The 20,287-nt window shown below is 41.7% G+C and carries 19 protein-coding genes, 16 tRNA genes and 2 rRNA genes (1 of these 37 cut by a window edge); 33 read left to right on the forward strand and 4 right to left on the reverse strand.

What is annotated here, in order from left to right:
* The 29 genes from RCP16_RS00740 to RCP16_RS00880 form a co-directional block, all read left to right on the forward strand.
* Positions 1 to 1,803: ribosomal RNA gene (locus tag RCP16_RS00740) — 23S ribosomal RNA — on the forward strand (it extends 1,120 nt beyond the left edge of the window).
* Positions 1,804 to 1,865: 62 nt separating this feature from the next.
* Positions 1,866 to 1,982: ribosomal RNA gene (rrf, locus tag RCP16_RS00745) — 5S ribosomal RNA — on the forward strand.
* Between the two features lie 53 nt (positions 1,983 to 2,035).
* Positions 2,036 to 2,111 (forward strand) — tRNA-Asn (locus RCP16_RS00750).
* Positions 2,112 to 2,114: 3 nt separating this feature from the next.
* A tRNA-Ser gene (locus tag RCP16_RS00755) sits at positions 2,115 to 2,206 on the forward strand.
* A gap of 8 nt (positions 2,207 to 2,214) precedes the next feature.
* Positions 2,215 to 2,286, forward strand: a tRNA-Glu gene (locus RCP16_RS00760).
* A gap of 101 nt (positions 2,287 to 2,387) precedes the next feature.
* Positions 2,388 to 2,463: transfer RNA gene (locus RCP16_RS00765), tRNA-Val, on the forward strand.
* 25 nt (positions 2,464 to 2,488) lie between these two features.
* Positions 2,489 to 2,562, forward strand: a tRNA-Met gene (locus RCP16_RS00770).
* Positions 2,563 to 2,569: 7 nt separating this feature from the next.
* A tRNA-Asp gene (locus RCP16_RS00775) sits at positions 2,570 to 2,645 on the forward strand.
* Positions 2,646 to 2,742: 97 nt separating this feature from the next.
* Positions 2,743 to 2,818: transfer RNA gene (locus RCP16_RS00780), tRNA-Phe, on the forward strand.
* 22 nt (positions 2,819 to 2,840) lie between these two features.
* A tRNA-Thr gene (locus RCP16_RS00785) sits at positions 2,841 to 2,916 on the forward strand.
* Between the two features lie 19 nt (positions 2,917 to 2,935).
* A tRNA-Tyr gene (locus RCP16_RS00790) sits at positions 2,936 to 3,020 on the forward strand.
* Positions 3,021 to 3,027: 7 nt separating this feature from the next.
* Positions 3,028 to 3,101, forward strand: a tRNA-Trp gene (locus RCP16_RS00795).
* A gap of 31 nt (positions 3,102 to 3,132) precedes the next feature.
* A tRNA-His gene (locus RCP16_RS00800) sits at positions 3,133 to 3,205 on the forward strand.
* Positions 3,206 to 3,213: 8 nt separating this feature from the next.
* Positions 3,214 to 3,288: transfer RNA gene (locus RCP16_RS00805), tRNA-Gln, on the forward strand.
* 29 nt (positions 3,289 to 3,317) lie between these two features.
* A tRNA-Gly gene (locus RCP16_RS00810) sits at positions 3,318 to 3,392 on the forward strand.
* Between the two features lie 18 nt (positions 3,393 to 3,410).
* Positions 3,411 to 3,484, forward strand: a tRNA-Cys gene (locus RCP16_RS00815).
* Positions 3,485 to 3,503: 19 nt separating this feature from the next.
* Positions 3,504 to 3,580, forward strand: a tRNA-Arg gene (locus RCP16_RS00820).
* Positions 3,581 to 3,636: 56 nt separating this feature from the next.
* Positions 3,637 to 3,716 (forward strand) — tRNA-Leu (locus RCP16_RS00825).
* A 383-nt stretch (positions 3,717 to 4,099) separates the two neighbouring features.
* Positions 4,100 to 4,423: a hypothetical protein gene (locus tag RCP16_RS00830; protein WP_308642426.1), complete on the forward strand. Its 324-nt coding sequence runs from the start codon at positions 4,100 to 4,102 to the stop codon at positions 4,421 to 4,423.
* Between the two features lie 291 nt (positions 4,424 to 4,714).
* Positions 4,715 to 5,386, forward strand: a complete 672-nt coding sequence (locus RCP16_RS00835) for a PspA/IM30 family protein (RefSeq protein WP_137223823.1) — start codon at positions 4,715 to 4,717, stop codon at positions 5,384 to 5,386.
* A gap of 1 nt (position 5,387) precedes the next feature.
* Positions 5,388 to 5,888: a PspC domain-containing protein gene (locus RCP16_RS00840; protein ID WP_069328882.1), complete on the forward strand. Its 501-nt coding sequence runs from the start codon at positions 5,388 to 5,390 to the stop codon at positions 5,886 to 5,888.
* 1 nt (position 5,889) lies between these two features.
* Positions 5,890 to 6,630: a PspA/IM30 family protein gene (locus tag RCP16_RS00845; protein WP_069328883.1), complete on the forward strand. Its 741-nt coding sequence runs from the start codon at positions 5,890 to 5,892 to the stop codon at positions 6,628 to 6,630.
* Between the two features lie 167 nt (positions 6,631 to 6,797).
* A complete protein-coding gene (gene liaF, locus RCP16_RS00850; protein WP_308641438.1) occupies positions 6,798 to 7,466 on the forward strand; it encodes a cell wall-active antibiotics response protein LiaF in 669 nt (222 codons plus the stop codon).
* Between the two features lie 47 nt (positions 7,467 to 7,513).
* Positions 7,514 to 8,575, forward strand: a complete 1,062-nt coding sequence (locus tag RCP16_RS00855) for a sensor histidine kinase (RefSeq protein ID WP_308641439.1) — start codon at positions 7,514 to 7,516, stop codon at positions 8,573 to 8,575.
* Between the two features lie 4 nt (positions 8,576 to 8,579).
* Positions 8,580 to 9,230 (forward strand): response regulator, encoded by a 651-nt coding sequence (locus RCP16_RS00860; protein ID WP_069328886.1) that lies wholly within the window; start codon positions 8,580 to 8,582, stop codon positions 9,228 to 9,230.
* A gap of 140 nt (positions 9,231 to 9,370) precedes the next feature.
* Positions 9,371 to 10,927: a glucose-6-phosphate dehydrogenase gene (zwf, locus tag RCP16_RS00865; RefSeq protein ID WP_308641440.1), complete on the forward strand. Its 1,557-nt coding sequence runs from the start codon at positions 9,371 to 9,373 to the stop codon at positions 10,925 to 10,927.
* A gap of 112 nt (positions 10,928 to 11,039) precedes the next feature.
* The gene (locus tag RCP16_RS00870) at positions 11,040 to 12,623 is read left to right on the forward strand and encodes a peptide chain release factor 3 (protein WP_069328888.1); all 1,584 of its coding nucleotides are present in this window, start codon (positions 11,040 to 11,042) and stop codon (positions 12,621 to 12,623) included.
* Entirely contained in the window at positions 12,623 to 13,330 is a 708-nt protein-coding gene (locus RCP16_RS00875) for a potassium channel family protein (protein ID WP_273594607.1), read from the forward strand. Before RCP16_RS00870 ends, RCP16_RS00875 begins: the two co-directional genes overlap by 1 nt.
* Complete coding sequence (locus tag RCP16_RS00880) at positions 13,327 to 14,121, forward strand: TrmH family RNA methyltransferase (protein ID WP_308641441.1); 795 nt, start codon at positions 13,327 to 13,329, stop codon at positions 14,119 to 14,121. The genes RCP16_RS00875 and RCP16_RS00880 overlap by 4 nt, the downstream gene beginning before the upstream one ends.
* A 128-nt stretch (positions 14,122 to 14,249) precedes the next feature.
* On the opposite strand, the gene RCP16_RS00885 is transcribed toward RCP16_RS00880, so the two are convergent.
* Positions 14,250 to 15,479 (reverse strand): multidrug effflux MFS transporter, encoded by a 1,230-nt coding sequence (locus RCP16_RS00885; RefSeq protein WP_308641442.1) that lies wholly within the window; start codon positions 15,477 to 15,479, stop codon positions 14,250 to 14,252.
* Positions 15,480 to 15,722: 243 nt separating this feature from the next.
* On the opposite strand from RCP16_RS00885, the gene lipA reads away from it, so the two are divergent.
* Both lipA and RCP16_RS00895 read left to right on the forward strand, forming a co-directional pair.
* Positions 15,723 to 16,616, forward strand: a complete 894-nt coding sequence (gene lipA / locus RCP16_RS00890) for a lipoyl synthase (protein ID WP_083243598.1) — start codon at positions 15,723 to 15,725, stop codon at positions 16,614 to 16,616.
* Positions 16,617 to 16,637: 21 nt separating this feature from the next.
* Complete coding sequence (locus RCP16_RS00895) at positions 16,638 to 17,216, forward strand: YutD family protein (RefSeq protein ID WP_273592404.1); 579 nt, start codon at positions 16,638 to 16,640, stop codon at positions 17,214 to 17,216.
* A gap of 101 nt (positions 17,217 to 17,317) precedes the next feature.
* On the opposite strand, the gene RCP16_RS00900 is transcribed toward RCP16_RS00895, so the two are convergent.
* Positions 17,318 to 18,124, reverse strand: a complete 807-nt coding sequence (locus RCP16_RS00900; protein ID WP_069328892.1) for an NAD kinase — start codon at positions 18,122 to 18,124, stop codon at positions 17,318 to 17,320.
* Positions 18,125 to 18,669: 545 nt separating this feature from the next.
* Here RCP16_RS00900 and RCP16_RS00905 point away from each other — a divergent pair.
* Positions 18,670 to 19,047: a globin domain-containing protein gene (locus RCP16_RS00905; RefSeq protein ID WP_069328893.1), complete on the forward strand. Its 378-nt coding sequence runs from the start codon at positions 18,670 to 18,672 to the stop codon at positions 19,045 to 19,047.
* 24 nt (positions 19,048 to 19,071) lie between these two features.
* On the forward strand, positions 19,072 to 19,785 hold the full coding sequence (locus tag RCP16_RS00910) for a DUF2225 domain-containing protein (protein WP_069328894.1): 714 nt from the start codon (positions 19,072 to 19,074) through the stop codon (positions 19,783 to 19,785).
* A gap of 83 nt (positions 19,786 to 19,868) precedes the next feature.
* On the opposite strand, the gene RCP16_RS00915 is transcribed toward RCP16_RS00910, so the two are convergent.
* Together RCP16_RS00915 and RCP16_RS00920 are read right to left on the reverse strand one after the other, a co-directional pair.
* Entirely contained in the window at positions 19,869 to 20,102 is a 234-nt protein-coding gene (locus RCP16_RS00915; protein WP_069328895.1) for a hypothetical protein, read from the reverse strand.
* 2 nt (positions 20,103 to 20,104) lie between these two features.
* Entirely contained in the window at positions 20,105 to 20,257 is a 153-nt protein-coding gene (locus RCP16_RS00920; RefSeq protein WP_069328896.1) for a YycC family protein, read from the reverse strand.
* Positions 20,258 to 20,287: the final 30 nt, after the last annotated feature.

Raw genomic sequence — 20,287 nt, forward strand, 5'->3', positions numbered from 1 at the left:
CCACCATTGAAAGAGTGCGTAATAGCTCACTGGTCGAGTGACTTTGCGCCGAAAATGTAACGGGGCTAAACACACCACCGAAGCTATGGCTTGATACTTTGTATCAGGGGTAGGGGAGCGTTGAATGAAGATTGAAGGTGTACCGCAAGGAGCGCTGGACCTCATTCAAGTGAGAATGCCGGTATGAGTAACGAAAAGATCAGTGAGAATCTGATCCGCCGAAAACCCAAGGATTCCTGAGGAAGGCTCGTCCTCTCAGGGTAAGTCGGGACCTAAGGCGAGGCCGAAAGGCGTAGTCGACGGACAACAGGTTGAAATTCCTGTACCACCGAAAGCCGTTATGAGCAATGGGATGACGCAGGAGGATAGTGACGCGGACTGATGGATGTCCGTTCAAGCAGTGAGGCTGGTATGTAGGCAAATCCGCATACCGCAAGGCCAGGCTGTGATGAGGAGCGAAAATTGTAGTAGCGAAGGTCATGATTTCACACTGCCAAGAAAAGTCTCTAGCCAGGAAGCAGGTGCCCGTACCGTAAACCGACACAGGTGGGTGAGAAGAGAATTCTAAGGCGCGCGGAAGAACTCTCGTTAAGGAACTCGGCAAAATGACCCCGTAACTTCGGGAGAAGGGGTGCCCCGGTAGTGTGAATAGCACGAGGGGGCCGCAGTGAAAAGGCCCAAGCGACTGTTTAGCAAAAACACAGGTCTGTGCGAAGCCGCAAGGCGAAGTATACGGGCTGACGCCTGCCCGGTGCTGGAAGGTTAAGGGGAGTGGTTAGCGCAAGCGAAGCTATGAACCGAAGCCCCAGTAAACGGCGGCCGTAACTATAACGGTCCTAAGGTAGCGAAATTCCTTGTCAGGTAAATTCTGACCCGCACGAATGGCGTAACGATTTGGGCGCTGTCTCAACGAGAGATCCGGTGAAATTTTAATACCTGTGAAGATGCAGGTTACCCGCGACAAGACGGAAAGACCCCATGGAGCTTTACTGCAACTTGATATTGAACTGGGGTGCGATTTGTACAGGATAGGTGGGAGCCGTAGAAACCGGAGCGCAAGCTTCGGTTGAGGCGCCGTTGGGATACCACCCTGATCGCATTTGAGTTCTAACCTCGTACCGTGATCCGGTACAGGGACCGTGTCAGGTGGGCAGTTTGACTGGGGCGGTCGCCTCCTAAAGTGTAACGGAGGCGCCCTAAGGTTCCCTCAGAATGGTTGGAAATCATTCGAAGAGTGTAAAGGCATAAGGGAGCTTGACTGCGAGACAGACACGTCGAGCAGGGACGAAAGTCGGGCTTAGTGATCCGGTGGTACCGCATGGAAGGGCCATCGCTCAACGGATAAAAGCTACCCTGGGGATAACAGGCTTATCTCCCCCAAGAGTCCACATCGACGGGGAGGTTTGGCACCTCGATGTCGGCTCATCGCATCCTGGGGCTGAAGTAGGTCCCAAGGGTTGGGCTGTTCGCCCATTAAAGCGGTACGCGAGCTGGGTTCAGAACGTCGTGAGACAGTTCGGTCCCTATCTGTCGTGGGCGTAGGAAATTTGAGAGGAGCTGTCCTTAGTACGAGAGGACCGGGATGGACGCACCGCTGGTGTACCAGTTGTTCCGCCAGGAGCATCGCTGGGTAGCTACGTGCGGAAGGGATAAGCGCTGAAAGCATCTAAGCGTGAAGCCCCCCTCAAGATGAGATTTCCCAGTATGTAAGACCCCTTGTAGACGACGAGGTTGATAGGTTGGGGGTGGAAGTGCCGTAAGGCATGGAGCTGACCAATACTAATCGGTCGAGGGCTTATCCAAATCTACAAACGCGGTGTTTCAGTTTTCGGATTCAGTTTTCAGGGAGCAACACAGCCTGACTGTTTGGTAATGATGGCGGAGGGGTTCCACACGTACCCATCCCGAACACGACCGTTAAGCCCTCCAGCGCCGATGGTACTTGGACCGCAGGGTCCTGGGAGAGTAGGACGTTGCCAAGCAGAGCAGTACAGATTGACCGTTTCAAGGAGCAATCCGAGGAGACGGTGACTATTCCCTGATAGCTCAGTTGGTAGAGCACTCGACTGTTAATCGAGTTGTCACAGGTTCGAGTCCTGTTCGGGGAGCCATATGGAGAGGTGTCCGAGCTGGCCGAAGGAGCACGATTGGAAATCGTGTAGGCGTCACAAGCGTCTCGAGGGTTCGAATCCCTCTCTCTCCGCCACAATGTACGGCCCGTTGGTCAAGTGGTTAAGACACCTCCCTTTCACGGAGGTAACAGGGGTTCGAGTCCCCTACGGGTCATATCTTTTCTATCATTATATTGTTAAGTTTAGTAACATTGCTTATAAAAAAGACTTGACAAAAGTAATCAGAAAATGATATAATATGTTTTGTGTCACAATGGAGGTTTAGCTCAGCTGGGAGAGCATCTGCCTTACAAGCAGAGGGTCGGCGGTTCGATCCCGTCAACCTCCACCATAGAATTTTATAGTAAGAACAATGACGCGGGGTGGAGCAGTCCGGTAGCTCGTCGGGCTCATAACCCGAAGGTCACAGGTTCAAATCCTGTCCCCGCAATTAATCTGGAACCGTGGTGTAGGGGTTAACATGCCTGCCTGTCACGCAGGAGATCGCGGGTTCAAATCCCGTCGGTTCCGCCATTAATTGCTTAATAACTAGTATCAACTCACTACATTAATAGATGGTTCTCATCATGATTGAGTAGAAGAGTCGACACACAGCAATACATTAGACTACGGCTCGGTAGCTCAGTCGGTAGAGCAGAGGACTGAAAATCCTCGTGTCGGCGGTTCGATTCCGTCCCGAGCCACCATTTAGATTAATGTATAACACTTGCCGGTGTAGCTCAGTTGGTAGAGCAACTGACTTGTAATCAGTAGGTCGGGGGTTCAAATCCTCTCGCCGGCACCATCTTTTTTTTATTTAATGTGGAGGCTTAGCGAAGTGGCCAAACGCAGCAGACTGTAAATCTGTTCTCTCCGAGTTCGGTGGTTCGAATCCATCAGCCTCCACCAGTTTTGAAGGGGCATAGTTTAAAGGTAGAACAACGGTCTCCAAAACCGTTAGTGTGGGTTCAATTCCTGCTGCCCCTGCCAATATAACATTAATGATTCATTTTATAGCATGGCGATCGTGGCGAAGGGGTTAACGCACCGGACTGTGACTCCGGCATTCGTGGGTTCAAGTCCCATCGGTCGCCCTTTTTATTGGGGATTAGCCAAGCGGTAAGGCAACGGACTTTGACTCCGTCATGCATAGGTTCAAATCCTATATCCCCAGCCATTATTTACTTCTACTTCAATCAAGTGTAAGCGGACGTGGCTCAGCGGTAGAGCATCGCCTTGCCAAGGCGAGGGTCGTGGGTTCGATTCCCATCGTCCGCTCCATCTTTTATAATATAATATGGCGCCATAGCCAAGTGGTAAGGCACAGCTCTGCAAAAGCTCTATCCCCAGTTCGAATCTGGGTGGCGCCTCCAGTTATTTTTTAAAATTCTTGCGCCCTTAGCTCAGCTGGATAGAGCGTTTGACTACGAATCAAAAGGCCAGGAGTTCGAATCTCTTAGGGCGCGCCATTTTAGCTCTTATGTTCTAAATGGAAGCAACAACAAAATAGTATCATTTTTAATTAGCCGGTGTGGCGGAATTGGCAGACGCGCGCGACTCAAAATCGTGAGGGAAACCGTGGGGGTTCGAGTCCCTTCACCGGCATACACAAAGAAAAGCACTAGATCATTTGATCTGGTGCTTTTTTTATTGTCTTTTAAAATAGATCCTCACAATTAGTATGAAGTATGTGCTTAATTCCTATTACATTGATTTATTTGTAGGTTAATTCGATAATGCACAAGTAGTCCCCGTCTAAGGTCTAGGATAAAAAACCACCTGTAGTCCATTTTGCAGAATCGATTTCTACTTTACAATGTGTATATAAGGCAAACACAACATTTGCTACAGCCAGATATGAAAGTAACACGTTAGATGCTTTGCAGTCTTGAGGTATTGAACATCTCGTCACGTATTAACATCTAAGAATATGAATATTAAAAATGCTGAATACAAATATCTAAGTAAAGGAGGTGGAGCATTTGCGCATGAATCGTAAAAGTATAGCTGCTTTTGCATTGATTATCATTGGTGTATTAATGGTTTTCGGCAAATTTGTACCGGTGTTACATAGTCTGCTCGGTTATCTCATTGGACTATTAATCCCAATCGCATTACTTGTACTTGGTTATTATGCATTACAAAGTGGACGTCGATTTTTGGGGATTACATTATCGGTTATAGGTGCTTGTATTCTATTTGCTAAGTTATCTTGGATTATTGGCCCTGTAGTTGGAATCGCGTTGGTATGGTGGGGTTATTCGATGTTGAAGAATCGTCATCATCAGCAACGACAAGATCGAATGTTCTAAATATAGATACATTCTTTATTTAAATCATCGAATCTTGTTGGTGTAGAGGTTGTGAATGGGTAACATTCTAATAAAGCAGTTGGAATGTTACGATATAAATATAGTAAGACGTTATTATAAAGTAGTGTGGTTCATTACAAGTATAGTCATCTATTACACTACAAAATAATAGGATATCGTTGATCTTCGATTTCATCTGTTATTCATACTTTTTCGATAGAATGAAAGTAAGATATACGTAGATATCAAAAAAGATCACTTGTGATCAAGCAAGGGAGGGAGCAATTATTCATGAACGTTTTTAAACGTGTACGTGATATTACAGTGGCTACTTTAAATGAAAGATTAGAACAGAGTCAAGACCCTGTGAGAATGATTGACCAATTTCTTTTAGAGACACGGCGTGCTATTACAGAAGCTGAGCAATTACAGCATCATGTGACTCAACACACACGTCAATTGAAACAACATGTAGATCAAGCATCAGCAATGCGTCAAAAACGTGAAGAACAAGCGATGTTAGCTCTACAAGCAGAAGAGGAAGAATTGGCTCGCATGGCTTTGCAAGAAAAAGTAATGTATGAAGAAAAAGAAAATCAGTATACTGAATTGTTGGATCAAAATACTGAAGCTTTACGAGAAGTACAGCTTCAACTCAATACATTAAAATCCGAGTACCAAGCAGTCTACAGTAAACGTGAGTATTATTATGCTCGTATGGAGACACTTCGTCTGCAACAACAAATGAATCGCCGTTTTGGTAATGCTGTTCAAGGTACACCGCAAGCATTTGGACGTTTGGAAGATAAAATCTCCGATTGGGAGATTGAAGCCAAAGCTTTACGGGATTTGAGAAACGGTGATTCTTATTCGTCTTCTTCACATACAACTAATGGTGTATCGTTAGATGAAGAATTAGAGCGTTTAAGACGTAAGCTTGATCCAGATCGTAAGGAGGAGTAGTATGCGCCCGAAGTTATATCGTTCCAATCATGATCGGATTCTGAGTGGCCTGAGTGGAGGTCTTGCTGAGTATTTTCAGATCAATCCAACGTTGTTACGGGTTCTGTTAATATTAAGTATTCCTTTTACAGGAACAACTACAGTGCTAATCTATCTTATTGCAGCACTCATTGTACCTAAGCAACCGCCAGTTTATCGTCCTTTTGAACAGAATCCTTTTCATGAGGAACATCAAGAAGATCGTTATGGCCCACGCCAAACCTATGGTGGATATTGGGGAACATCGCAAAATGCGTATGAACCTAATACGTATGATGCTCCACATCAAAGCAATTCTCGTTACTTTGGTAAAAATCGCCCTCCACAACAAGCACCTGATCAGACATCCAAATCAAAAGGTGATCTCGATTCAATGATGGAAGGTATTGAAAATAAAGCACTACGTAAAGAAGTAGAACAATTAAGAAAAAAAGTCGCTCAATATGAGAAGGGAGATTTATAATATGGGAGTTTTTAAAAGATTGAAAGATATGACTAAGGCATCGGTGAATGATTTACTAGATAAGGTAGAAGATCCAATTGTAATGCTTAACCAGTATCTACGTGATATGGAAGCAGAGATTCATCAAGCAGAGGTTACTGTTGCTAAACAAATGGCAAATGAACGTCGTATGAAGCAACGTTTTGATGAAGCTGCACGTGTAGGTATGCAACGTGAAAGCCAAGCAACAGCTGCACTTAAAAATGGTCAAGAAGAAGTGGCTCGTAAATTGCTAGAAGAAAAGTTGTATTTTGACCAAAAATTCACTGAGTATTCTGAAATGCACAGCCAAGCTAAAGAACAAGTAACTGATATGATGAACCAATTGCACGAAATGAAAGACGAGTTCTACAAAATGCGTAACAAACGTAATGAACTGGTGTCTCGTGCTCAAATGGCAAAAGCTAAAAAACAAATGGCTCAAGTGAGTTCTGTGAATTCCATCGATAAAGGTGGCGCTTCTCTAGGATTTAACCGCATGGAAGAAAAAATCATGCAAATGGAAGCAGAAGCAGATGTAATGCGTGCTCCTTACCGTTCTGGATATGGATCCAATGCTTATATCAGTGGAGAAGATGCAGAAAAACAACTTAGAGTGGATGAGCAATTGAATTTGTTGAAAAGCAAATTAGCACCTAAAACAATTGAATCTAATTCGTCTGAAGGTCCATCTCTTTCTAAAGATGAAGGTCCACAACACTAATTGATTTTAGTAGATAAGTGTGGATTAATACAATATAGCTAATCATCGATGTAAATTATAGTTATTAAAATGACAATATGATATGCTAGAACAGGCGAAGCCATACAGCGTATGTGTCATCATGCGGGTATGGCTTTTCTCTTATTAGAAATAAAGGAGGTGCGGTTATGGGAAGAAAACGAAAAGTGTTTGCTGTGTTATTGATCGGAATTGGATTACAAGTTTTATTAGGACCGTTGTTTGGCTTCTTTACGATTGCCGCACTTCTTTTGTTGCTAATCGGAATGATGCGTTTACGTAGTGGTGCTATGAGACAAGGGTATATTTTGGGTGGTATCGGATTAGGCTTGTTGCTGTTAGATCACTTGATGGTTGTGATTGGAATTACTTTGATATCATTAGGATGGTTTTATGTACATGCTAATAAAGCACATCGGGGGCAGCCATATCGTCTGAAACAAGGATTTATCACAAATGTTCGTTATGATCGGGAACCGTGGATGATGCAAAGTTCCAGTTCATGGCATGCTATCGGAGATATTGATTGTGATCTTGCGCTAGCGATACCGGATGAAACAGAAACTGTTCTGTATTTTCAAGGGATATTAGGAGACTTAGACTTCTCTATACCGGAAGATTACGGAGTAGAGATTGAAGCTTATTTATTAGTTGGTCAGATTGGCTTCGAATCGAATGGCTATTCTGTTGCTGAACGTCAACAAGGCATACAGAATCGTCTGCAATGGAGATCCGCTAATTATCTTACAAGTACGCAAAAAGTGAAGTTGGTTATTTCGTATATTGCTGGTGATCTGAATGTTCGTTTATCTTCTTAGTACAGGTGTGTATACATTAAAGTCAGATAAGCAGGAGGACTTGATACGTGAAAAAGAGAAAACCTGCTGACTTGATTGTCCGCAGTATGGGTGAAGGTATTTTATTAGCCTTCTTATTACTAGTTATTATTATCTATGTACTCTATACGTCAGGTCACTTGAGTATAGAATTATCATGGCCTTCTTTATTACAGACTGGAGCAGCATTATGTGTTCCGGTTATTGTTGTAGGTAGTCTATATGGGTTGTATCATGCACTCCGGCTCAAAATGCGTTTGGATAAATTGCGAGATACGTTATTAATGTGGGAAAAAGGGAATTGGTCACAAGCTGCTCCGCAATGGGGAAGTGATGAATGGTCAAGGCTAGGTGAACAAATTGATCGAATCGGTAAAAAATGGGAAGATCAGATTAGTAGTCTTCAACGATTATCCACCAATAATGCGCAGTTAGCAGAGCAGGCTAGAATTACAGCTATTATCGAAGAACGTCAGCGGTTAGCTCGTGAACTTCATGATGCCGTTTCTCAGCAATTGTTTGCCATATCAATGACTGCAACAGCTATCGGACGTACATTTGATAATAATCCTGCACGTGCCAAACGTCAGGTGGAGTTAATTGAAGAAATGTCATCTGTTGCTCAATCAGAGATGAGAGCGCTACTATTACATCTTCGTCCTGTTTATCTGGAAGGAAAACGCTTGTCTCAAGGATTGCGAGAATTGATTCGTGAATTGCAAGCCAAAATCCCGATGGAAATTACGCTAGATATGGATGATGATCTCAGATTATTAAAGGGTGTCGAAAATCATATTTTCCGGATTGTACAAGAGTCGTTATCCAATACACTTCGTCATGCCAAAGCAGAACGGATGGAAATTCGTATTATTCAAAAAATAGATTCTGTGCGTGTAACGTTAAAAGATGATGGCATCGGGTTCGAATTAAATGAAACGAAACAAGCTTCTTATGGCTTATCTACGATGAGAGAACGAACGAATGAATTGGGAGGTACGATTCAATACATAACAGCTCCTGGAAAAGGAACACGTATTGAGATTGTCATTCCGATTGTGACTTTAAATACGGAAGAAAGCAGGTGGGCATAATACAATGGAAAACGATGAACAATCAATCAAAGTATTATTAGTCGATGATCATGAGATGGTCCGGATTGGACTTGCAGCTGTATTAGATACAGAAGATGGGATTGAGGTTGTTGGTGAAGCAAGTAACGGAGAAGAAGGTATTCGTCTGGCTCAAGAATATAAGCCTGATGTGATCTTAATGGATCTGGTCATGGACGGTATGGACGGTATTGAGACCACAAGGCGTGTATTGCAGATTAATTCCGACTGTAAAGTGATTGTATTGACTAGTTATTTGGATGACGAAAAAATGTATCCTGTGATTGAAGCAGGCGCATTTAGTTATTTGCTCAAAACATCCCGTGCTAGTGAAATAGCAGATGCTATTCGTGCTGCTGCCAGAGGACAATCGGTGTTAGAATCGCAAGTGGCTTCTAAAATGATGAGTCGTTTTCGTGAACCTCTTGAACGTGCATTACACGAAGAATTAACAGATCGTGAAATGGATGTACTACGTCTATTAGCCAAAGGGAAATCCAATCAGGATATTGCGGATGAATTGATTATTGGGATCAAAACGGTGAAGTTTCATGTGACTAATTTGCTAGCCAAGTTAGGCGTAGAAGATCGTACACAAGCGGCAATCTATGCTTATAAAAATGGACTAGCCGAGTAATTCACCTGTGGATTTAACGTATCAATTTTATTTGGCAAAGATATAAGTACTTCTTATAGTGGTCAGATAGCGATAGATAGGGTAATTATGGTAGAATACGTTTACCACATTACAGATTTTACATAGAAAGTTGAGGAGCTATGACTGAAAAACAAAATCTTGAGACATTGCAGACACCAAGTGCGGTATTTTTCATTTTTGGAGCAACCGGGGATTTGGCAAGACGTAAATTGTTTCCTGCTATTTATAGTTTGTATCGTGAAGGTAAACTTGCAGAGGATTTTGCAGTCATTGGTGTCGCGCGTCGACCGCGTACCAATGAAGAATTTCGGGAAGATCTCCATCAGTCTATCATAGAGTTTTGTCGCTACAAGATCGGAGCCGAAGAAGATTGGAACCGTTTTGCAGAACATTTTGAATATAAATCGTTAGATATTAACAATGTTGCAGGTTTTCAAGAGTTGAAAGAGCAAACTGAAGTGATTGAGACCAAGTATGGTATTCCGAGCAACCGCTTCTTTTTCCTAGCGCTAGCACCTGAGTTATTCGGTAGTGTATCCCTTAACTTACGTGCAGGCGGCATGATGGATGGAACAGGTTGGAATCGTCTTGTGATCGAGAAGCCTTTCGGTTATGATCTTGAATCTGCTCGTAAGCTCAATGCAGAGATTAATGAAGTATTTAAAGAAGATGAAATTTACCGCATCGATCATTATTTAGGTAAAGAAATGGTGCAAAATATCGAAGTGATTCGATTTGCCAATGCGTTCTTTGAGCCGTTATGGAATAATCAACACATTTCTAATATTCAAATTACACTTAGTGAAACGGTTGGTGTAGAAGAACGTGGTGGATATTATGATCATTCAGGGGCTTTACGCGATATGGGACAGAATCATATGCTACAAATGTTAGCGATGATTGCTATGGAACCGCCAAGTCGTCTGCTTCCTGAAGATATTCATGATGAGAAAGTAAAAGTACTTCGTTCACTACGTGCTTATATGACACCTGAAGAAGTGGATAAAAATGTAGTACGTGCTCAATATGGTGAAGGTGAATCCAAAGGTAAAACATTACCGGGTTACCGTCAGGAAGACAAAGTAGATCCTGCGTCTAATACTGAAACGTATTTTGCTGCAAGACTATTTGTAGATAACTTCCGCTGGTCAGGTGTACCTTTCTATATTCGTACGGGTAAACGTCTACCTGTGAAAACGACTGAAATCATTGTCGAATTCAAGCGTACCCCTACGAATGTATATCTAGGGCAACGTCATAATCTAGAACCTAATCTATTGGTTATTCGTGTAAATCCAATGGAAGGTATCTATATCAAAATTAATGCTAAAAAACCAGGTTCTGATTCTGAAATCCAGCCTTTGGCAATGGACTTCTGTCAAAGTTGTATGATCGGAATTAACTCCCCTGAAGCTTATGAAAGTTTGATCGAAGACGCTGCACAAGGAGATTCAACCTACTTTACCCGTTGGGATGAAGTATCAGCAGCTTGGAGCTTTATTGATCATATTGCGGATGCTTGGGCACAGAATCCTACGGATGTTAAATCATATCCTGCGGGTTCGTGGGGACCTGATGAAACTCATTTATTACTTCAACAAGATGGATATCATTGGTGGCCGGTAAATGGTCAGGATGAAGATGATGTGATCTGGCAGGTTGGAAGTAGCAATTAAATATCATTATTGAGCATAAAACACTCTTATGAGAGCATTACATAAGAGTGTTTTTGTCGTGAATATGATACAATGGATAAAGCCTATTTTAAGTGATGAAGGGAAAATGATAATGAGTAAAACGATAGATCAAGCTTTACAAAATGAAGTGGACAAACGCAGAACATTTGCGATTATATCTCACCCGGATGCCGGGAAAACAACGTTAACAGAAAAGCTATTGCTATTCGGGGGCGCTATCCGTGAAGCAGGTTCGGTTAAAGCTCGTAAAGCGAACAAACACGCGACAAGTGACTGGATGGCGATTGAGAAGCAACGGGGAATTTCGGTAACTTCTTCAGTAATGCAATTTGATTATAATGGACATCGTATTAATATACTGGATACACCGGGTCACCAAGATTTTAGTGAAGATACGTATCGTACTTTAACTGCAGCAGATGCAGCAGTCATGTTGATTGATGTCGCTAAAGGTGTAGAAGCACAGACGATTAAACTGTTTAAAGTATGTGCTCAACGTGGAATTCCGATTTTTACTTTTATTAATAAATTAGACCGTGAAGGACAAAGTCCATTCGAATTGATGGAAGAATTGGAGCAAGTGTTAGGTATTCGTTCTGTACCTATGAACTGGCCGATCGGAATGGGACGCGAACTATCCGGTGTCTATGATCGGATGAAAACACAGGTTGAATTATTTAATGGTAAAGATCATTCTACGATTCAAGTGCAAAAAGTAGAAGATTATCGTGATCCAATTATCAAAGAAATGGCAGGCGAATTTTTATATGATCAGCTTTGTCAGGATATTGAGTTGTTGGATGTAGCGGGTGATCCTTTTGATTATGACAAAGTATTACGTGGTGAATTAACACCGATCTTCTTCGGTAGTGCAGTCAATAACTTTGGTGTACAGACGTTCTTGGAAAACTTCTTAGAACTTGCGCCAAAACCTGAACCACGCCGCAGTACAGTCGGTATGATTGATCCGATGAATGATAAGTTCAGTGGATATGTATTTAAAATTCAAGCGAATATGAATCCTGCTCACCGTGATCGGATTGCCTTTTTACGTGTAGTATCAGGTAAGTTCGAACGTGGGATGAGTGTACGCCATGTACGTGCAGGTAAAGAGATCAAATTAGCACAACCACAGCAATTTTTGGCACAGGATCGTGATATTGTACAAACCGCTTATCCTGGCGATATTGTCGGATTGTTCGATCCGGGTATTTTCCGTATTGGTGATTCTTTAAGTCAGGGTTCTGATATTGTCTTTGACGAATTGCCTACCTTCTCACCTGAAATATTTGCTAAAGTTACCGTGAAAAATGCGCTTAAACACAAACAATATCAAAAAGGAATCGATCAATTAACTGAAGAGGGTACGATTCAAGTATTTAATACAGTAAGCTTTGATGAAACGATTCTGGGTGTAGTTGGACAACTGCAATTTGAAGTATTTGAATATCGGATGAAAAATGAGTATGGTGTAGATGTACAGCTTCAACGGATGCCATATCAATTTGCGCGTTGGATTGTTACTGATAAAGTGGATGCTTCCAAATTCCGTATCAACTCTACACTGGTTAAAGATAAAAAAGAAAATCATGTGGTTCTGTTTGAAAATGAGTATGCGATGCGTACAGCAATCGATAAAAATCCAGATGCTCAATTTTTGGAAATGGCTCCTTAATATCAAATACAGTATATGCTTATGAAAAGCTTGGAGGTTACAATATGCCTAGAAAGCAGTATGCCATTATCGGCATCGGACGCTTTGGTTCTAGCATTGCCAAAACATTGAGTGAAATGGGCTTTGACGTATTAGCTATTGACTCAGATGAACACCGTATTCAAGAAGTATCCAAAATTGTAACTCAAGCCGTAACAGCTGATTCAACAGATGAAGAAGCTTTGCGCTCACTGGGATTACGTAACTTTGATGTAGTAGTTGTAGCGATTGGAGAAGATATTCAATCGAGTATTCTGACCACATTGATTCTCAAAGAAATGGATATTCCAACGATTCTGGTTAAAGCACAAAATGAACTGCACGGTAAAGTATTAACACGGATCGGTGCAGATAAAGTCATTTTCCCTGAACGTGATATGGGGGTACGGGTAGCTCATCATTTAACATCACCTAATGTACTGGATTATATTGAAATTTCAGAAGAATACAGTATTGTGGAAATGAAAGCATCCGAAGCTATGATCGGCTCTAACTTAAAAGAACTTGATATTCGTGTTCGATATAGTTGTAATGTGATGGCTATCAAACGAGGAAACCAAATGAATATTGCGCCTTCACCGGATGAACGTCTCAAACCGGATGATATTCTTGTGATTGTTGGACAAAAGAATGATCTGCTTAAAATGGAATTAGGTCTGGAAGAATGACCGAAATTCTATCGACCCAGAATGCGAAAGTCAAGGAATGGGCGCAGTTGCTTGAGAAAAAGCATCGGGATAAGCAAGGAAAATTTATAGTAGAAGGTATTCATCTCGTTAGTGAAGTTCTTCGTAGTGATTGGGATATCGACTGTATTGTCTATGATACAGAAAAAGGGATTCCTGCTGAATTGCGTGAAGATATTGATCATTATTCAGGTGGAGCACAGTATATCGCTGTATCCGAAGCAGTACTGTCTAAATGTACCGATACAAAGACACCACAATCTGTTTTTGCAATTGTATACAAACGAAATTCACTTACTGAGCGTTTACTTGAAGTCAATCACAGTCTGGTGATGGTATTGGACAATGTTCAAGACCCGGGCAATGTAGGAACGATTATTCGTAGTAGTGATGCGGCAGGAGCAACCGGTATTGTACTCGGTAAAGGTTGCGCGGATCTATATAATCCCAAAACGATTCGTTCGACGATGGGTTCGTTATTTCATTTGCCTGTGATTGAAAGTGATCTCAGTGAACTATTACCTGTTGCCAAGCAAAAAGGGCATCTAGTGCTAAGTACATCGTTACAAGCGAGTCAATCTTGTTATGAGTTTGATTTTACAACAGGAGCTTGGATCGTGATTGGTAACGAAGGTAAAGGGATATCGGCGGAAGTATCAGAGTTAGTGGATCAACATATTTTGATTCCGATGCAAGGGCAAGCAGAGTCGCTGAATGCGGCGATGGCATCGACGATCCTTTTATTTGAAGCGATGCGTCAGCGGATATCTTAGTAATCAGATATATAGGCTATAACAAAAAGGAACTTCTCTTATACGATGAAGTTCCTTTTTGTTATAACTATGTTTTTGTGTTAGATCTGATGGAGATACTTCTAGTAAAGACTGTGTAAGTCTAACAACTATACTTTTGTAGGTTTTCTCACCAAGCCGATAAAGCAGAGTACTGCGAACACTTCTGCGACCAAAATAACAACACTCATCGGTACAGCAGTGAGTCCACTACCGAGTCCCACTAATGGAGAAGCGGCACCACCTAACAGAAGCGGAAGTAAGCCGAGTAGAGCCGAAGCACTTCCTGCGGCATTACCTTGACTTTGCATCGCCAGAGAAGTCGACGTAGCGCCTACAGAGCCTACACAAGATACAACAAAGAACAACATCATCGCAATCGGTAACAATCCACCGCCTGCTAGAGCAATAATTAATAACAATAGAGCCGCGGTAAAAGCAATTCCTAGACTGATTTTCAAGATAGCCAATTCGCCGTATTTACCAGATAAACGACCTGCCAATTGAGCGAAAATAATAATGCCCAGACCATTCAAAGCAAAAAATAAACTAAAGCCTTGGGCAGATACATCGAATATCGTCTGCACGACAAAAGGAGAACCTGCAATATAAGCAAACATCGCCGCAGTGATAAATGCTTGGGATAAGGCGAAACCGATAAAATGACGATCTTTTATCAATCGTCCAAATGTACGTAATGTTGAACTCAGTCCACCAGAAGCTTTTCGTTCATTGGATAATGTCTCCGGTAAACCAAACAACACCATAAATAACATGATAGCGCCGATGACCGCAAGTACGACAAAGATGCCTTGCCACGGTACAAATTTGAGTAAAGCACCACCGATAATCGGAGCAGCGATCGGAGCCACTCCATTAATCAACATCAGCAGCGAGAAAAATTTGGTTAATTCATGCCCCGAGTAGAGGTCACGTACGACAGCACGCGAAATTACGATACCAGCAGCTCCTGTAACCCCTTGTATAAAGCGTAGAACAATAAGTAGCCCGATACTTTGAGTTAAAGCACAACACAGCGATGCCACCGTATATAAAATCAATGAAATGATAAGCGGTGTGCGTCTACCTTTGACATCACTAAGAGGTCCAACCACTAACTGTCCGAATGCTAGACCTAGCAGACAAGCAGTTAGACTAAGCTGTGCAAGAGAAGCATTGGTATGTAGATGCTCTGCTAGCGTAGGCAGTGCAGGTAAATACATATCGATCGATAATGGAGCAAATGCAGATAATGAACCTAAAATTAAAGCGATCCATAACCGTTTAGAACGAGTTAGAGAATCCGCAGTTAAAGGTGCATGAGATGAAGATTTGTTCATGAATACGTTCATTCCTTTCTGGTAGATCGTTAAGCTGTATACGTGACTTTATTTGGATCTTACTTGATTGATGTTCAGACAACTATGTCTCTTCAATCAGCACAACCGTATTTAGTGTAACCGAATAAAGTACAGCTGGAAAGCCTAATATTTCGGTCTGCACCAATTCGTGTTATAATAAATCCCAAAAGATTGTAACAATCCTGGAATCCAATTACACCCGAGGAAGGAAGGTCAACTATCTTGTCCACTAAAGCCAAACAACCGAAACCTGAATGGATCAAAATCAAGATGACCAATGACAGTAACTATCAGGAAATTAAAAGTATGATGCGTTCCAAAACTCTTCATACCGTCTGTGAGGAAGCGCGTTGTCCCAATATTTATGAGTGCTGGGCAAATCGTACAGCGACTTTTATGATTTTGGGAGATATTTGTACACGTGCTTGCCGTTTTTGCGCAGTCAATACGGGGATGCCTACGGAGCTTGATTTACAAGAACCAGATCGGGTTGCGGAAGCGGCTGAAAATATGGGGCTTCAACATTGTGTAATTACCAGTGTAGCTCGTGATGATTTGAAAGATGGTGGAGCAAATATTTTTGCGGAGACGATTCGTGCGGTTCGCAAGCGTTTGCCACTTTGTAGTGTCGAAGTATTGATCCCTGACTTTATGGGAGATATCGATTCACTAAAAATTGTAATGGATGCTAAACCAGATATTCTGAATCATAATATTGAAACAGTGGAACGGATGTCTGACCGTGTTCGAGCCAGAGCCAAATATCCTCGTTCTATGGAATTGTTACGTAACTCTAAAATACTACAACCTTCGATTCCAACCAAGTCTAGTATTATGCTAGGTGTAGGGGAAGAATGGGATGAAATTTTAAAAACAATGGATGACCTTCGTGCCATGGATTGCGATATTATGACGATTGGACAATATTTACAACCTTCTCCAAAACATTTGGATGTGGCTAAATATTATACTCCTGATGAATTCGCTATTTTAAAAGAAGAAGGATTAAAGCGTGGATTCAGTCATGTTGAGTCTGGTCCGCTTGTCCGTAGTTCCTATCATGCGCATGAACAGGTTCAATCCGCATCGAAGTCGAAGGAAACCTCGACGGTCTAAATGCTGAAAGGCGGGAGAACCTTGATTCAAATCGGCGGTAAAACATACGAGATTATTAAACAGCATCGTGATGGTTGGAATGCAGAAATATTCCGTGAACGATATAGTGAAGTGTTGGATCGGTATGATTATATTCTAGGTGACTGGGGTTATAATCAATTGCGTCTCAAAGGATTTTATCGTGATGGACATCCCAAAGCAGGTAAAGATACTTCTTTATCCAGCTTGACTGAATATATTAATGAATACTGTAACTTTGGCTGTGCTTATTTTGTATTACAAAAAACAAAAGAAGTCGCAGAACCACCAAAGCCAGCGAATGGAGAAAAAGCAGAAAAGCCTGAGAAATCCGAGAAATCGTCAAGAGGACAAGGAAATCATTCCAAAAAAGACAAACAGGATAAAACAGCAGCTTCCAAAGCAGTTCCTGCGTCTGCTCCAACGCCTGTAGCTCCAGTAGTCCCTGTTGTACAACCTACAGAAGCACCAACGACAATAAGTCCGGTAGAGCCTTCTATAGAGCCTGTTCAACCTTCACCTGTAGAACCGCATCCGACAGAGGTTGAAGTGAAACCAAGTGAAGAAAGTTCTAAATCTTAACTCTTTTATGTATATCAAAAAGCTTCCAAGTCCACTATCATAGTGGCATTTGGAAGCTTTTTTTGAATATGGCTAAGTGGTTAGACTTCTGATTGCATCCGTTATCCCAAAAACGATTGACGTACTCGATTCCAAAATGGATAAGGGCGATAACGGGCAAAACTAACTTGATGTTTGGACACCTGACAACGAATCGAAATCAGATCATCAAATGACATATTCAAATGATCCATTGTCAATTGTAGTTTTTGCGGTTTGCGTGAATGAATATCACAATGATGATGTTTTGGTAACATTAAAGAAGATCCAAGTGTACGATAAATCCGGTTATTGATCGAAGCAATCTCAGCAATCTGAAGAGCTTCAATCGTCGGATGTACCATAGCCCCACCAAGCGCTTTGTTATACGCAGTACTTCCTGAAGGGGTCGATACACAAATTCCATCTCCACGGAACATTTCAAAAATCTCATCATTGATATCCACTTGAACCACGACAGTTGTACCATCGGTTCCTTTTAAAGTGAATTCGTTAAGCACGGTATGGTGAGTGGTGCCGCTTTTGGTCTGAATATCCAATTCAATTAATGGATATTTTACGATTTTGGGATGACGATCTGATGTAGAAGACTCGCCCGCCATAAATGTAACCAAATCTGCAAGTTCATCTGCTTTCCAGTCTGCATAAAATCCTAAATGTCCGGTATGAATACCGACAAACGCTACATCTGGAATATGATCAATAAATGTGTGAAAAGCATGAAGCATGGTTCCGTCTCCACCAATAGATACAACGATCTCTGGTGATTCAGCATCTAGCTGAAATCCGCGTTCGGCAGCAAGCTTATGAAATTGCTCACTAAGTTCGATAGATAATTGATCTCCACGATCAAGCACATAGTATCTCAAGTTTGGAAAGCTCCTTTGTCCTTTATCGTTAAATCCTTTGTAAATATACTCACCTTCGATGATAATCAATTCTTGAGCGGAACACAATGTTTAAAGGTAAATCTATTTTAAAATAAATAGCGTTTGGTCATCTTACTGATACATAACCGACATAATGTAGGCTTCTGTAAAGAGTTTGTAATCTAATTGTTAAAGTAAGCGCTTGCAAAAAGGGTTATATTCTCGGAAAAGGTGTGCTAAAATAAGGATATAAATGGTCGTCGGAATTGTCAATGATTGTTAGTACACAATTAGAATGGAGTGATGAACATGACTACAAGCATTCTTGCCGGTATTCTCGTATGTCTATTCGTGTACGTCATTCGTGCTTCCTTTGTTCAATCTGGTGAAGAGGATCGAAGCATGTATTGACTTAGACCGCATGTATTTTTACATTACTTTTTTTACACTATATACATTGATTAGAGACGCTAAAGAAATCTTTAGCGTCTTTTTTATGATATAATTTGAGGCATGACGTATCGAAAGAAAGTTGGCGAGCGATAGTGAAATTTGATCAATCTTTGTATGTATTGCTAGGCGAAGCAGATGGAGTTAGACGCTTAGTTGAAGCCTTTTATCCAAAAGTACAGCGTGATCCGTTAATTGGTCCGCTTTTTCCAGAAGATATCAATCCTGTGATGGAGAAACAATATATGTTTCTTTCGCAATTTTTTGGAGGCCCAGCGCTTTTCTCTGAAGCTTATGGTCATCCGATGATGCGAGCACGTCATATGGGTTTTGAGATTACCGACGAAAAAGCAGATGCCTGGTTAGCCTGTATGAATGAAGCTTTAAAAGAGCTTGAGATTGAAGACGAATTGCGTGTGTTTGTAGTAGATCGTTTATCAGGACCGGCTCATCATTTTGTAAATACGCATTAATTTGATTTGGGGGAAGTGGGTTAGATGGAGGGGACAACAGAGTTAGAGCCGTTATATACGATAAAAATCACCTGTCCGCAGTGTGATGCAGAATTTAAAACCAGTCGTGTACGCCCAAGTATGAAAAGAGCTTCACGGCGTGACTCTGACTTTTGTGCTTATTATCAGCAGGAGAATCCTGACTTTTACGTTGTACGCATGTGTCCACATTGCGGGTTTGCTTCAACTGAGAATTCGCAGGCTACACTGACAGATCGTCAACGTGATCTCTATATGGAGCAGATTGGCAATCGGTTAATCAAACGTGATATGGGTGGACATCGTACGAGAGAACAAGCACTGGAAGCTTACAAATTTGCTTTGATGTGTGCACAAGCGATCGGAGACCGGGAACGTATTATTGCTAGCTTTCTTCAGCATATTGCCTGGATTCACCGGTATGGTGGTGAAACCGAGCAAGAACTTCGCTTTCTTCGCTATTGCCTGGATTCATATATCAAAGTGTATCAGATTGAAAGTGTGAGTGGTGGGGATGCCAAATTGCTATATCTGATTGGTGAACTTCATCGCCGACTTGGGGAATTTAATGAAGCGGTGAAATGGTTCTCACGTGTTATTCATGATAAACGCATTACAGATTCAGCTATGATCCGAGCTTCTCGTGAACAGTGGGCACTGCTTCGGGAACAAATGTTATCTAAAAATATGGCCCTACCAGACGAAATGAAAGAATCTTAATATAAAAAATAGCGGGCACTCTAAGTAGATATAGAGTGATCCGCTATTATTATATTATTGAGCATACTGCCGATAAGCAGTAATTAATGACGAAGAATCGTGTCTGCTAGCAAATAATCTGAATCGGTATCTAATAAAGTGACTCGATTACTGCAACAAGGGAACACCAGTAATTTTTTTTTGCCTTCTCGAATCGAAATTAATTCTTTCGGTTTGAGTGGTAAAATTATATTTTCTGCCTGACAAAACGGACATTCATGAACATAAATATCATTCATAATAATGTCGTATGGCCAGGTCTGATTAAAAGGAATCATAATTATTCGTTGCCGCCTTTGTCGTCTTCTTTTGCCAGTTCAGCAATTTTTTGAAGCAGGATATGCTTGGGCATATGCATCAGTTGTTCTAATGGTACATTTAGCTTTTCCGCTAGCTTAACTGCGGTATCTGCCGAGATCTGTAGTGGTTGCATAAAGCTTCCCTCCTATCTTGGAATATGATG

It is taken from the genome of Paenibacillus nuruki (genome assembly GCF_963311185.1).
In the GTDB taxonomy this organism is placed as follows: domain Bacteria; phylum Bacillota; class Bacilli; order Paenibacillales; family Paenibacillaceae; genus Saccharibacillus; species Saccharibacillus nuruki.

Coding starts and splice junctions, on each gene's coding strand:
- liaF (WP_308641438.1), top strand. CDS start 6,798: ATGGGAAGAAAACGAAAAGTGTTTGCTGTGTTATTGATCGGAATTGGA.
- RCP16_RS00885 (WP_308641442.1), bottom strand. CDS start 15,479: ATGAACAAATCTTCATCTCATGCACCTTTAACTGCGGATTCTCTAACT.
- RCP16_RS00870 (WP_069328888.1), top strand. CDS start 11,040: ATGAGTAAAACGATAGATCAAGCTTTACAAAATGAAGTGGACAAACGC.
- RCP16_RS00920 (WP_069328896.1), bottom strand. CDS start 20,257: ATGCAACCACTACAGATCTCGGCAGATACCGCAGTTAAGCTAGCGGAA.
- RCP16_RS00880 (WP_308641441.1), top strand. CDS start 13,327: ATGACCGAAATTCTATCGACCCAGAATGCGAAAGTCAAGGAATGGGCG.
- RCP16_RS00915 (WP_069328895.1), bottom strand. CDS start 20,102: ATGATTCCTTTTAATCAGACCTGGCCATACGACATTATTATGAATGAT.
- RCP16_RS00860 (WP_069328886.1), top strand. CDS start 8,580: ATGGAAAACGATGAACAATCAATCAAAGTATTATTAGTCGATGATCAT.
- RCP16_RS00840 (WP_069328882.1), top strand. CDS start 5,388: ATGCGCCCGAAGTTATATCGTTCCAATCATGATCGGATTCTGAGTGGC.
- RCP16_RS00845 (WP_069328883.1), top strand. CDS start 5,890: ATGGGAGTTTTTAAAAGATTGAAAGATATGACTAAGGCATCGGTGAAT.
- RCP16_RS00835 (WP_137223823.1), top strand. CDS start 4,715: ATGAACGTTTTTAAACGTGTACGTGATATTACAGTGGCTACTTTAAAT.
- RCP16_RS00830 (WP_308642426.1), top strand. CDS start 4,100: ATGAATCGTAAAAGTATAGCTGCTTTTGCATTGATTATCATTGGTGTA.
- zwf (WP_308641440.1), top strand. CDS start 9,371: ATGACTGAAAAACAAAATCTTGAGACATTGCAGACACCAAGTGCGGTA.
- RCP16_RS00910 (WP_069328894.1), top strand. CDS start 19,072: ATGGAGGGGACAACAGAGTTAGAGCCGTTATATACGATAAAAATCACC.